Here is a 12,910-nt window from a genome sequence, read left to right as displayed (position 1 = left end):
ATGCTGATCGCGCACGACCTCGGCACCACCGGCGACAAGGCGTCGCTGCACACCGACACCGGCGCGCTGGTCGGCGCGGTCACCGTGACCTACCCGACCCGGTACGCCCCCGGCGGCATCGCCGAGCAGGATCCGGCGCACTGGTGGACGGCGCTGGCCGACGCGACCCGGCAACTGCTGGCCCGGCACGACGTGGAACCGGCCGAGGTACGGGGGCTGGCGATCTCCGGGCAGATGATGGGCGCGGTGCTGCTGGACGAGGCGTACGAGCCGGTCCGGCCGTCGATCATCTGGGCGGACACCCGCAGCGGCGCGCAGTGTGCCGAGCTGGTGACGCGGATCGGGGCGGAGCGGGCGTACCGGTTGCTCGGGCACCGGCTCAACCCGACGTACTCGATAACCAAGGTGATGTGGGTCCGCGACCACGAGCCGGAGGTGTTCGGTCGGGTCCGGCACGTCTGCCTGGCCAAGGACTACGCGGTGTACCGGCTCACCGGGAGGCTCGCCACCGACCCGTCCGACGCCTCCTCCACGAACGCGTACGACCAGGAGCGGGGGACCTGGTCGGACGTGGTGCTCGGCGCTGCCGGGCTCGATCCGGCACTGCTGCCGGAGATCGTCCCCGCCACCGCCGTGGTTGGCACGGTGACCACGGCGGCGGCGGAGGCGACCGGGCTGCGGGCCGGTACACCGGTGCTGATGGGCGGCGGGGACGGGCCACTGGCGGCGGTCGGCGCCGGAGTCGTCTCGCCGGCCGACGGCGCGTACTGCTATCTCGGCTCGTCGTCCTGGGTCTCGCTGGCCGCGCCGCGCCCGCTGCACGATCCGGCGATGCGGACGATGACCTTCGACCACGTGGTACCCGGGCACTACGTGCCGACCGCCACCATGCAGGCCGGCGGGGCATCGCTGGAGTGGATCGCCGACGTGCTGGAGCCGGCCGGCGACCGGGACCGGTTCGACCGGCTCGTCGAGGCGGCCGACACCGCAACGGCTGCCGGGGACGGGCTCTACTTCCTGCCGCACCTGCTCGGCGAGCGGTCCCCGTACTGGGATCCGGACGCGGCCGGGGCGTTCGTCGGGCTCCGCCGGCACCACGACCGGGCGCACCTGGTCCGGGCGGTACTGGAAGGGGTGGCGTTCAACCTGCTCACCTGCGTCGACGCGTTCCGCGAGCACGGCGTACCGGTGGACCGGGTGGACGCGATCGGCGGCGGCGCGGCCAGCGACGCCTGGCTGCGGATCCTCGCCGATGTCTGGGGCGCCACGGTCCGGCGACGTTCCATAGTGGAGGAGGCGAACAGCCTCGGTGCGGCGGTGACGGCGGCGGTCGGGCTCGGCCTGGTCGACGACTTCGGTGCCGCCCGGGATCTCTCCGAGGTCACCGCCGAGTTCACCCCTGATCCGGCCCGGCACGCCGACTACCGGCGGCGGCACGCGATCTTCCTCGACGCGTACCGGCGGTTGGAGCCGTGGAACGCGGACCGGGGCGGCGAGTCGGCATGAGCGAGCGGAACGTACTGGTCACCTCCCGGTCGTTCTCGTCCGGCTTCCGGGACCTGCTCGGCGAGCTGCGTGCCGCCGGCCTGACGGTGGTACGCGGCCCGACCGACCACCGGCTCGACGAGCTGCGTCCACTGCTGGCCGACTCTGTCGGCTGGATCGCCGGCACCGCGCCGGTGACCGAGGCGCACCTCGCCGCCGCTCCCCGACTGGCGGTGCTGGCCCGGCACGGCGTCGGGGTCGACGCGGTGGACCTGACCTCGGCGGCGGCGCACGGTGTCGTGGTGACGAACACCCCGGGGGCGAACACCGAGGCGGTCGCCGACCTGACCATCGGACTGCTGCTCGCCGTGCTGCGCGGCATCCCGGCCGGGGACCGCCGGGTCCGGGCGGGCGAGTGGAGCGTGTCCCGGGGCCGGGAACTCGGCTCGTCGACGGTCGGGCTCGTCGGGTACGGCCGGATCGGCCGCGCGGTGGCAGACCGGCTGCGCGGGTTCGGCACCAAGCTGCTCGCGTACGACCCGATGGTGGACGCGGAGGCGATCCGGGCGGCGGGTGCCGAACCGGCGGACCTGGCCGATCTGCCCGCCCGGTGTACGGCGGTCTCGCTGCACGCCCCCGGCGGCGGCCGGCCGCTGGTCGACGCCGGGTGGCTGGCCGGGGCCCGGGACGGGCTGCTCCTGGTCAACACCGCCCGCGCCGACCTCGTCGACGAGCCGGCCCTCGCCGAGGCGCTGCGTACCGGCCGGCTCGCCGGGTACGCCGCCGACACCCTGGACACGGAGTCGACCGGTGCCGGTTCGCCGCTGCTCGCCGAGGATGTGGCCGACCGGGTTGTCCTGACTCCGCACCTCGGGGCGCAGACCGTGGAGGCGATCGACCGGATGGGCTCGCTCGCCGTAGCCGACCTGCTGGCGGTACTCGGCGGCGATCCTCCGAAGCATCCGGTCCGGACTGCCGGCTGGTCGGGTTCGGGGTAAGTGGTCGGGAAACTGACCAGCGGGGCGAGAGACAAGGGGGGCAGCGGTGGACGCGCGGATTGACGGGGATGGACGTGCCGGATCGTTCGGCGGGGGGTCGGACGGCGCCGGCTACATGGGTTTCGTCGGGGTGACCACCGGCGGCTCGTCGATCAACCGGGTCTTCCCGAGGTGGGCGGAGATCCTCGGCCTGCCGACCGACCGGCTGGTCGGGCACGACCTGCCGCTGGACGCCGACGACGCGCAATATCGAGACCTGGTCAAGCGGATCCGGGACGACCCGGCGCACCTGGGTGCGCTGGTGACCACCCACAAGCTCCGGCTCTACCAGGCGGCGCACGACCTCTTCGACGAGGTGGACGACTTCGCCCAGCTCTGCGGCGAGATCTCCAGCATCGCGAAGCGCGGCGGTCGGTTGCGCGGCGGCGCCAAGGACCCGCTGACCGCCGGGCTCGCCGTGCAGGACTTCCTGCCGGACGATCATTTCGCGGCGACGGGGGCGGAGGTGGTCTGCCTGGGCGCGGGCGGCGCCGGGACCGCGCTGGTCTGGTACCTCGGCCAGCGGGCCGACCGGCCGCGCCGGATCGTCTGCACCGACACCGACCCGAGCCGGCTGGCCCACCTGCGTGGCGTCGTCGAGCGGGGCGGCCTGCCGACCGACCTCGTCGGGTACCTGCCGGTCACCGATCCCGGCGACGTCGGCGGGCTGCTCGACGCGGCGCCGGACGGCAGCCTGGTGGTCAACGCGACCGGCCTCGGTAAAGATCGGCCTGGGACGCCGCTGCCGCCCGGGGTCCGGCTGCCCCGGCACGGCTACGCCTGGGACTTCAACTACCGGGGCAGCCTGGAGTTCCTGCACCAGGCCGTTACGCAGCAGGACGAGCGCGGGCTGACCGTGGTCGACGGCTGGCGGTATTTCATCCACGGCTGGAGCCAGGCGATCGCCGAGATCTTCGACGTACCGGTGGATCCGGCGACGGTGCGGCGGCTGTCGGTGGCGGCCGAGGCGGTGCGGTGATCAGCGGGGTGACGTGGTGAGCTTCGTCCGGACCGTGCTCGGCGACGTCCCGCCGGAGCTGCTCGGCCCGACCGATTACCACGAGCACCTGTTCCAGGTCACCCCGCTGCTGCCCGGCGACGAGCTGGACGACGAGCCGGCCAGCCGGATGGAGACCGGGCTGCTGTTCGCGGCCGGCATCACCGCGATGGTCGAGGCGACCCCGGTGGGGCTGGGCCGCGACCCGGCGGCGGTGGCCAGGATCAGCGCCGCCACCGGGATGCGGGTGGTGGCGACGACGGGCGCGCACCGGGAGGCGCACTACGGTCCGGACCATCCGCTGGTCACCGCTTCGGAGGCAGACCTTGCCGCGCGGTTCCGGGCGGATCTGGTCGACGGCTGCCCGGTCCGCGACATCGGATCAAGATCTGGGGGTACGGCGATCGCGCCGGACGCTTCCGGTGGTGCGGGCGTGGCGCTGGACCCGGAGGGGCGGCCGGTGCGGGTCGGGCTGCTCAAGGCGGGGATCGGGTACTGGTCGATCAGTCCGTTCGAGCGGCGGGTGCTCGGGGCGGTGGCTGCTGCGCACCGGTCGACGGGTGCTGCGGTGATGGTGCATCTGGAGCACGGGAGTGCTGGTCACGAGGTGCTCGACCTGCTCGGTGCGGACGGTGTCGAGGCGGGGCGGGTGGTGTTGGCGCACGCGGATCGGAACCCGGATCCGGGGCTGCACGTGGAACTCGCCCAGCGGGGCGCGTACCTCGGCTACGACGGGATGGCCCGGCACCGGGAGCGGCCGGACAGCGCGCTGATCGAGTTGATCGAGGCGGTGTGCGGGGAGGGGATGGCCGGACACCTGCTGCTCGGCGGCGACGTCGCCCGCCGCAGCCGGTACGTCGGGTACGGCGGGATGCCGGGGCTGGCGTACCTGCCGGATCGGTTCCTGCCCCGGCTGCGGGCGCGACTCGGCCCGGAGGTCGTACGCCGGATACTGGTCGACGCGCCGGCCCGTGTGCTCACCTGGGGCACCACCAGCTGACTGTCACGTCCGAGCCAGCAGGGCCACGGTGTGGCAGTCCTGCTGCGGGTATACGCGAGCCCGTATCGACGGGTAAGGGGCCACCATCAACGAAGAGATCGGCCGGGCTCCGGAAGCTGGGCGGCGCGCCGTCGACATACGACATTCCTCAAGAACGCCCCTCTGATTCTGGCGACTGCCCGTCCTGGAGGAGCTCGATTCACCGAGGGGTGAACGGATCCGGGAGCGGCTGCGCGACCTCGACCGATCCGGGCTCCTCCTCTGCCCTCGGTATTGAGCTGGTGTGCGTAACCCCGGCAGCCTGCCCTGGTGCCCGGCGGCGCCCTAGCTGTGCGGGCGGGGCAGGTTCGTCGCGCGCCACGACGGCCACCCGTCCGGCCAGGTGTCCGGCCAGTCGTCGCCGCCCTGGCCCGTACGCGGAATCGCCCTGTTCCCCGGCTCGGCGATCTCTCTGGCCAGTCGCTCGGCGATGTCGGCGATGTCGGCGCGGGTCAGCGCCACCCAGCCGTCGAAGCGCGCGTCCACCGCGCTGCCGACCAGCATCTCGCTCCGTTCCTGCGGTAGGCCGGCGGCGGTGAGGAACCAGGTGAGGACCCGGTGGCACCAGCCCTGCCATCCGTCCTCGTCCTCGATCCGGCTCACCGTGCCGATCAGCAGGTGGGTGATCGCCGCTTCCCAGACCGCGACCAGGTCATCCCGCCCGGCCGAGCCGTCGATCCGCAGCGCCGGCAGGAACCTGTCGAACCGTTCGGCCAACTCCTCCAGCCAACGTCGCCACTCGACGAGAGCGGCGGCGACCAGGCGCAGACTCTCCTCCGGTGAGGTGGAGATGGGCCTCCAGAAGTCCCAGGTCCTGGTCAGCTCGTCGGAATAGTCGTCCACGCCGGGGGACCAGTGCCAGCCGAACGCCCAGTCGCCGTACTGGTCGACGAAGATGTCGGTGATCGCGTCGTTCCACCGGGCCGCCAGTTCGCGGTCGGCGCGGTACTTGTCCCACGCCTCGGGCTGCCCGAGCAGCGGCATCTTCGGCGACACCGCGGGTGGAACCTGGGGCGCCAGGGCCCGCACGACGGCCAACACGCCGTCCGGGTCGAACGGGTACCGTGCGGGGTCGACATCGGCCCAGCTGCCCAGGCTAGGCCACCGTTTCGCTGCCGGATCGTCGGTTGCCATCGGTCACACCCTAGGCATCGCCCGGCCCGACCGCCCCTCGATTTGGGGCGGCCCACGACGACCGCCTGTGCCGGCTCTTAGAGAGCTTCGCATCTGACGGGGGCCCGGCCTGCCGGGAGCAGTCGAGGTTGCCAGGAGGCACGAGGGCGAGTAGCCGGAGTGCGAGGACGGTGATCCAGACCCAGTCGACGGCGATCATCAGGCGTTGGATCAGGCCGGTCGACGGGTGGTCGGCCTCCCACGCCGTACCGAAGGTGCCGAACAGGGCCAGGCCGGCGAGTCCGGTCAGGAGGTCGTACCCGACCCAGCCGCGACCGGTCGGGCGGCCGGCGGAGCGGCGGGCCAGTACGAAGCAGGCGACCGGCACCGACACGAACACCACGATGCCGAGGTTGTCGTGCAGTACGCCCGGCAGACTGGTGGCGATCCCGTCCAACGGCGCACCGGGCGGATAGCCGTGCGCCGGGTCCATCACGAAGACGCCGGAGAGCAGCAGACCGAGCCCGAACACGCCAACCGCCAGCGGCCCCCAAAGGTCGGCACGGCCCGGGCGCAAAGCGCGGCGCAGCCCGACGGCGAAACCGACCAGCAGCAGCCCGGTCAACACGAAGTTGGTGATCTGGATCCACCCGCGCGGGCCGAGACTCAGCGCGCTCACCGGGTGGTACGTCGGGTCGTAGCCGGCCCGGGTGGCGCCGTCGACCAGGAACACCAGGATGAACAGCGGCGGCCCGACCACTCCACACCAGAGCGACACTCGGGTCAGCCGACGCGGTGACATGTTTCCTCCAGAGGTGACACGTCCACCCCGAGGAGCGGATCAGCAACCAGCGGGGCGAGTAGGCCGGGTACCACCTGCTCGGCGAAGGCGACCACCTTCCCCGCGGGCATGTCCACCGCCGCGTACTGGCCGTGGCCGGCTGCGGTGGTCGCGGTCAGGGTGGCCAGGCCGAGGCGTCGTTGCAGCACCGACTGGCGCAGCCGCCAGCCGATCACCGCCGGCCGGGACAGCGCCGCCGTGCTCCGGCTGACCAACCCGGACCGGACCACCAGGTAATCGCCGACGATCCCGTGCCCGAGCGCCCGCCACGCCACCACCGCCGCGCCCAGCGCCAACGGCAACACCGCCGCCCCGACCAACCAGCTCCACGAGGGCAGCGCCGCAACGAGACCGCCCAGCCAGGCCAGCAGCCCGATGACAGCGACCGTGACCAGCACCGCCCAGCCGATCCGCCGCCGCAGCGCGGCCGGCGGATGCCGACGCGGCGGTACGGCGAACGGGCTCGCCCCGGCGTCGAGGTCGAGCACCCGGGCCGCCACCGACCGCGCCACGCCGATCGGGCCGCGCGGCAGGATCGTGGTGGCCGGCGTCATGCTCCAGATCGTCAGCCCGGTCGAGATGACGTTGGTGTCCGCCATCCCCATCCAGCGCCAGAGCAGCGGCTCGGAAATCTCCACCCCGCGCAGCCGACTGACGTCCCGGTTCACCTCACGGGTCCGGAACAAACCCTGCGACGTACGCAGCACGGCGCCGGTCGGCGTGTCGACCCGTACCAGCCGGAAGGCCCAGTTCTCGGCCACGAACGCGACCGCCATGCCCAGCACCCCGAGCACCCCGACCCCGACGACCGCGATCGCACCGGTACGCCACGGACCGAGGGCCCGCCAGTCGAGCAGCCCGGAGACGAACCCTGCCCCGTCGAACCCGAACGACTGCGCCAGCCAGTAGCCGCCCCAGAGCAGCCCGGCCGCCGTGACCAGCGCCCACACGCTGAACACGTTGTAGCAGACCCACGACCAGCGGATCCGGGCGAAGACCCGCTCACCAGGCGACTCGCCGTCGATATCGTCGACCTCACCACCAGCGGGCGCCACCTCCGGCGAGCCGGCCAGCAGCTCCCGACGGAGTTCCCCGGCAACCGTCCGGGTGACCGCGTCGAGCTGCAACGCCTCGTACCCGGCCGCGCCCGGCTGGCCGACCCCGACGGTGAGTACCCGCAGCCCGGCGAGCCGGTGCCGCAGCCGCGCGGTCGTACTGACGGTGCGGATCCGCTCGCGGCGCAGCGCGCGGTAGCGCCGGACCAGCAGGCCGGTGCGGAGCTCCACCAGCTCCTCGGTGAGCCGGTACCGGGTCTTGACCCAGCGCAGCGTGTCCCGGGCCGCGCCGACAACCCCACCCACGGCCACCGCGAGCACCGGGATCAGCGTCGAGGCGTGCGGTTCGTCGGTGACGAGCAGAGCCAACCCGGCGGGTACGAGCGACAGCAGCGCATACAGCCCGTCGACCCAGATGATCCGGGCGTCGAGCCGCCGCCACGGGGTCTCCGCCGCCGGGGTCGTGTCGCCCGCCGGAGCCGTCTCGGACGGTGGAGCCGTCTCGGGGGCCGGGGTCATGTCGCATCCCCTGCCGTCTGCCGGACGATCTCGGTCAGCCGTCCGGCGGTTCGCGCGGCGAGGTCCGCGTCGAGTCCCACCAGTACGACCGGGCCGCTCGCCGAGGCCGTCGTCACGGTCACCGTGGCGAGTCCGAAGAACTGCTCCAGCGGCCCCCGGACCGTGTCGACGGTCTGGATCCGGGAGATCGGGGCGGCCCGCCACTCCCGGACGAACCACCCCGACACCGCGTACACGGCCTCCGGGGTGACCTCCCAACCGTGTACGGCGTACCGCCAGGACGGCACCACGACCAGGTACGCCAACCAGGCCGGTACCACGATCACCAGGATCGGGCCGAGCCAGCTCCGGGCGGCGGGCAGCACGCCGTACCCGAGGGACAGGAGCGTGACCAGCGGCGCGACGCCGAGGATCACCCGGGTGCTCCACCAGCCGACGGCCCGGCGGTCGACCCGGTGCCGGAGCGGGCGCAATCCCAGCGACCCGACCACCGCCCCCTTGCCTGGCTCGGCGGGCTCAACCGGACGCGGCGGTGCGGTCGTCGGGGCGGTCGGCGGTCGGCCGCTGTGCGGTTGCTGCTGTCCCATCCTTTAGACATTGCGGTGCGGACCCGGCCGGGCGCCGCCGTCGGTCGGCTATCGGTTCTGGTCGGCTGGCCAGGACTGTTGGTCGGTCGACCAGACCGGCGGCGGGCCGGCCGTTTGTACGCTCGGCGCATGGAGCTGGCCCGACGCCTTCGGTGGCCCGGTCGAGGCCGGACCGCCGCGCCAGCCGGGACCGCCCACGCCGACCTCAGTGACAAGCCACAACGCACCGTCCGGGACTGGCTCGTGGATGCCGTGCTGTTCGGCCTGGCGGTGCTCTTCTGGGCGTGGACCTGGCGCAGCGCACCGCTGCACTACGTCGACGCGATCCCCGGCTGGATGGTCACGATCGACCCCTGGGTTGGTGCCGTCGGCTGCCTGGCCCTGTGGTGGCGGCGGCGCTTTCCTATCCTCCTCGGCGTCGCGATGGTGCTGGTACTGGCGCTGGCGTCGACCGGGCTCGGCGCGGCCCTGGTCGCGGTACTCACCGTCGCGGTGCACCGCAACTGGCTGCCGGCGACCCTGGTCACCGTGCTGCACCTGGTGCCCTCGCTGTTGTTCGGCTACGAGAATCCGCCGCCCGGCGTCACCCGGTGGGCGTACCTCACGCTGATCCTGTTGATGTACCTGGTGCCGCTCGGCTGGGGGATCGCGGTCCGGGCCCGGCGGGAACTCATCGCCAACCTGCGCCGGGAGGTCGACCGGGCGCGTGACGAACACCGGCGCCGGCTGGCCGGAGCCCGCCGGGCGGAGCGGGAGCGGATCGCCCGGGAGATGCACGACGTACTGGCGCACCGGATCTCGCTGATCTCGGTGCACGCGGGCGCGTTGGCGTACCGGACAACCCAGGCCGACGCAGGGGCGGGTGCCCCGCTCAAGCCGGGAGAGGTCGGCGGGGCGATCGAGGTGATCCGGGACAACGCCCGGCAGGCCCTCGTCGAGCTGGGCGACGTGCTCGCCGTACTGCGGCCGGAGCGGGGCGACCGGAACGGTGGCGGCGGGGGACCGGAGCCGGAAGCCGGCACGGCCGAACAGCCGGCGCCGCACCGGTCGGCGCCGCAGCCGAGGCTGGCCGACATCTTCCGACTGGTCCAGGAGGCACAGGCGGCCGGGCAGCGGGTGGCGTTCGAGATGGTCTGCGCACCCGGTGCCGCCGAGTCACTCCGGCCGGCGGTGCAGCGTACGGTCTACCGCACTGTCCAGGAAGGACTGACCAACGCCCGGAAACACGCCGGCCAGACCGAGGTGACGGTACGGGTGGAGGTCGACCCGGGCACCGGTGTCGTCGCCACGATCACCAATCCGCTGCCGTCCCCGCGCTCGGCCGCCGACCTGCCCGGGGCCGGTGCCGGGCTGACCGGGCTCGCCGAGCGGCTGGCCCTGGACGGCGGAACCATCGAGCACGGCGTGGTCGGCGGGACGTTCCGGCTCTCCACCCGGCTACCCTGGCCGGCATGACTCCGGGCGACGCACCGGGCCGTCAGCCGGCCGCCACGGATGCTGACCTGGCCGCCACGGATGCTGAGCTGGCCGCGCCGGGTGTCGACTCGCCCGCGCCGGGTGCCGAACCGGCCATCCGGGTACTGCTCGTGGACGACGACGCGCTGGTCCGGACCGGCCTGCGGCTGATGCTCGGCGGCGCGCCCGACATCAAGGTCGTCGGCGAGGCGGCGGACGGTGCCGACGTCGCCGACGCGGTGACCCGGCTGCGCCCGGACGTGGTGCTGATGGACGTCCGGATGCCGCTGCTGGACGGCATCGCGGCGACCCGGGCGATCACCGCCCGATCCGGGCAGCGTCCGGAGGTCATCGTGCTGACCACCTTCGACGCCGACGCGACGATCCTCGACGCGCTCCGCAACGGCGCGGCCGGGTTCCTGGTCAAGCACACCCCGCCGGAGCAGATCGTCGACGCGGTACGCCGGGCCGCCGCCGGTGAGCCGGTGCTCTCCCCGACCGTGGCCCGTACCCTGATCGACCACGTGGCGGGCGTCGCCCCGCACCGCCGCCCGGACCAGCGACACCAGCGGGCCCGGGAGCGGTTCGGGCTGCTCTCCGAACGGGAACGGGCGGTCGCCGTCGCGGTGGCGGAGGGGCTGTCGAACGGCGAGATCGCCGACCGGCTGTTCCTGTCGGTCGGCACGGTCAAGGCGTACGTCTCCAGCGCGCTGGCCAAGCTCGACCTGGACAACCGGATCCAGCTCGCGCTGCTCGCCCACGACGCGGGCGGCGAATAGGCGGTACGCGCCCGAGCGCTGGCGCAGGGAGAGCAGGGAGGTAACGGTGGGCAGGGGCGAGAAGTGGCCGGACTGGCGGCGTGACGTTTTCGGCGATCCGTACCTGGTTTGGCACGACGGTCCGGACTTCACCCGGCTGCTGACCGTCGCCCGGGACGAGCCGGATGTCGTGGCCCGGATGCTCGACGCAGGCATGGCCGCCCGTGATTCGCTGGCGGCCGAGTCGATCGCCGCGCTGGCCGGCGACGGGTTGGCCCCGCCCGGCGCCGAGGCGCTGCTCCGGGCCGCGCTGCCGGCCGCGTCCGGCACGTTCCTGGTCCGGGTGGCCCAGGCCCTGCGCGTACTGACCGGCGACGAGTCGTGGGCCGAGCCGGTCGCGTCGGTGCTGGCCGAGGGGGCGCACTGGGGGGACCGGATCGATGCGGCCATCGCGCTCGCCGGGTTCGCCCCGACCCCGCGACTGGTCGACGCGCTGGCCCTGGCGGTACGGGAGCGCCACTACCTGGTCCGATACCACGCCGCGAACACCCTGCTCCGGTACGCCGGTCGCCGCCCCGAGGTCTCCACCCACCCGGCTCTCTTCGCGCTGATCAGGTCCGGGGACGACGACACGGAACCCGACACCGAGGTGACGGCGCAGCGCGCCGAGGCGGCCCGCCGGCTCCACACCGCCGCAACCTTGTCCCGAAAGTCGGTCGATCTCGGCGACAGTTGAACCCGTCGATCCGTTCGTGCGTGTCTTCCCGCGCGACCAGTGCCCTCCGGCACTGCGACACACTCAGGAGTACGGATGGAGACACGCCCATGATCCGACGTAATGTCCTGACCGGCTTCGCCGCGCTGGGGATAGCCGCCGCGGTCGGCACTCCGGAGAAGGCGAGCGCAGATTCCCGGAGCGCACATTCCCCGGGCGCGCATTCCCCGGGCGGGCGCCCCGGGAAGCGGTTCCCCGACACGTTCGACCTGCCCGACGGTTGGATGCCGGAGGGGATCACGATCGGCGCGCTGCCGTTCGCGTACTTCGGCTCCCGGGCCGACGGTTCGATCTACCGGGTCAACCTGGCGACCGGCGAGGGCCGGGTGCTCAGCCAGGGGCCGGGAGCGGGCTTCCCGTCGATCGGGCTGAAGCTGGACGGTCGGGGCCGGCTCTTCGTCGCGGGCGGCACGGCCGGCACCGGCCGCATCGTGGACGCCTGGAGCGGCAAGCTGCTCGCCGACCTCACCTTCACCACCGGCACCAGCTTCGTCAACGACGTGGTGCTGACCCCGCACTCGGCGTACTTCACCGACTCGCAGAATCCGGTGCTGTACGTCGTGCCGACCGGCCGGCGCGGCGGCGTACGCGGGCTGCCGCTGACCGGGGACATCGTCTACACCACCGGCAACAACGCCAACGGCATCTGCCGGACGCCGGACGGCCGGGCGCTGCTGGTGGTGCAGTCCAACACCGGCCTGCTGTTCCGGGTGGACCCGTCCTCCGGGGTGGCCCGGCAGGTGGACCTGGGCGGGGAACTGCTCACCAACGGCGACGGGCTGCTGCTGGAGGGCCGGACCCTGTACGCCGTGCTCAACCGGCTCAACACGGTGGCCGTACTGCGCCTGACCTCCGACGGTCGCTCCGGGCGGGTCGTCGCGCGGTTGACCGATCCCCGGTTCGACATCCCGACCACGGTCGCCTCGTACGGCAACCGGCTCTACCTGCCGAACGCGCGGTTCAGCACCCCGCCGACGCCGGAGACCACCTACACGGCGGTGGCCATCCCGAAGCCGTAGCGATCAGCCGTACCGGATTCAGCTCCGACATTCAGCTCCGACGCCGCCGGTGAGCACCCGCTCGCCGGCGGCGTCGCCGTTCCTGCGGAGCGCCCGCCGGTGTGCTGCCGCCACCCCGTGCGGCGCCGCCGGTGTGCCGCGGCGTGGCCGGTCCGGGCCAGATCCCGAGGGGTTTGACACACATCATTAGATAGATTTCTATTGATCGATGGCGATCGGGCCCACCCGCC

At 73.1% G+C, this 12,910-nt stretch carries 12 protein-coding genes; 8 read left to right on the top strand and 4 right to left on the bottom strand.

The window, feature by feature from the left end; genetic code table 11:
- The 4 genes from xylB to AAH979_RS21875 are packed head-to-tail and all read left to right on the top strand — an operon-like array spanning position 1 to position 4,519.
- Positions 1-1,506 (top strand): xylulokinase, encoded by a 1,506-nt coding sequence (gene xylB, locus AAH979_RS21890; RefSeq protein WP_346259978.1) that lies wholly within the window; start codon positions 1-3, stop codon positions 1,504-1,506.
- Positions 1,503-2,483 (top strand): phosphoglycerate dehydrogenase, encoded by a 981-nt coding sequence (locus tag AAH979_RS21885; protein ID WP_346259977.1) that lies wholly within the window; start codon positions 1,503-1,505, stop codon positions 2,481-2,483. The genes xylB and AAH979_RS21885 overlap by 4 nt, the downstream gene beginning before the upstream one ends.
- A gap of 46 nt (positions 2,484-2,529) precedes the next feature.
- Complete coding sequence (locus AAH979_RS21880) at positions 2,530-3,501, top strand: hypothetical protein (RefSeq protein ID WP_346259976.1); 972 nt, start codon at positions 2,530-2,532, stop codon at positions 3,499-3,501.
- Positions 3,502-3,517: 16 nt separating this feature from the next.
- Positions 3,518-4,519 carry a hypothetical protein gene (locus AAH979_RS21875; protein ID WP_346259975.1) on the top strand — a complete coding sequence of 334 codons (1,002 nt, stop codon included), beginning with the start codon at positions 3,518-3,520 and terminating at the stop codon, positions 4,517-4,519.
- 324 nt (positions 4,520-4,843) lie between these two features.
- On the opposite strand, the gene AAH979_RS21870 is transcribed toward AAH979_RS21875, so the two are convergent.
- Genes AAH979_RS21870 through AAH979_RS21855 form a run of 4 tightly spaced genes read right to left on the bottom strand, consistent with a single transcriptional unit; the run spans position 4,844 to position 8,673 of the window.
- On the bottom strand, positions 4,844-5,692 hold the full coding sequence (locus tag AAH979_RS21870; protein WP_346259974.1) for a hypothetical protein: 849 nt from the start codon (positions 5,690-5,692) through the stop codon (positions 4,844-4,846).
- A 10-nt stretch (positions 5,693-5,702) separates the two neighbouring features.
- Positions 5,703-6,473 (bottom strand): DUF998 domain-containing protein, encoded by a 771-nt coding sequence (locus AAH979_RS21865; protein ID WP_346259973.1) that lies wholly within the window; start codon positions 6,471-6,473, stop codon positions 5,703-5,705.
- Positions 6,455-8,086, bottom strand: a complete 1,632-nt coding sequence (locus AAH979_RS21860) for a PH domain-containing protein (RefSeq protein WP_346259972.1) — start codon at positions 8,084-8,086, stop codon at positions 6,455-6,457. Before AAH979_RS21860 ends, AAH979_RS21865 begins: the two co-directional genes overlap by 19 nt.
- The gene (locus AAH979_RS21855; RefSeq protein ID WP_346259971.1) at positions 8,083-8,673 is read right to left on the bottom strand and encodes a PH domain-containing protein; all 591 of its coding nucleotides are present in this window, start codon (positions 8,671-8,673) and stop codon (positions 8,083-8,085) included. The genes AAH979_RS21860 and AAH979_RS21855 overlap by 4 nt, the downstream gene beginning before the upstream one ends.
- A gap of 129 nt (positions 8,674-8,802) precedes the next feature.
- On the opposite strand from AAH979_RS21855, the gene AAH979_RS21850 reads away from it, so the two are divergent.
- From AAH979_RS21850 to AAH979_RS21835, 4 genes are all read left to right on the top strand, one after another.
- A complete protein-coding gene (locus AAH979_RS21850) occupies positions 8,803-10,128 on the top strand; it encodes a histidine kinase (protein ID WP_346259970.1) in 1,326 nt (441 codons plus the stop codon).
- Positions 10,116-10,907: a response regulator transcription factor gene (locus tag AAH979_RS21845; protein ID WP_346260031.1), complete on the top strand. Its 792-nt coding sequence runs from the start codon at positions 10,116-10,118 to the stop codon at positions 10,905-10,907. Before AAH979_RS21850 ends, AAH979_RS21845 begins: the two co-directional genes overlap by 13 nt.
- A gap of 46 nt (positions 10,908-10,953) precedes the next feature.
- Positions 10,954-11,622, top strand: coding sequence for a hypothetical protein (locus AAH979_RS21840; RefSeq protein ID WP_346259969.1), 669 nt, complete (start codon positions 10,954-10,956; stop codon positions 11,620-11,622).
- Positions 11,623-11,711: 89 nt separating this feature from the next.
- Positions 11,712-12,680, top strand: coding sequence for a superoxide dismutase (locus AAH979_RS21835; RefSeq protein WP_346259968.1), 969 nt, complete (start codon positions 11,712-11,714; stop codon positions 12,678-12,680).
- Positions 12,681-12,910 lie beyond the last annotated feature (230 nt).

Source organism: Plantactinospora sp. ZYX-F-223, assembly GCF_039649625.1.
Taxonomy (GTDB): domain Bacteria; phylum Actinomycetota; class Actinomycetes; order Mycobacteriales; family Micromonosporaceae; genus Plantactinospora.
Note: the sequence above shows the minus strand (reverse complement) of the source record. Positions and strands in the feature narration are given on the sequence as shown.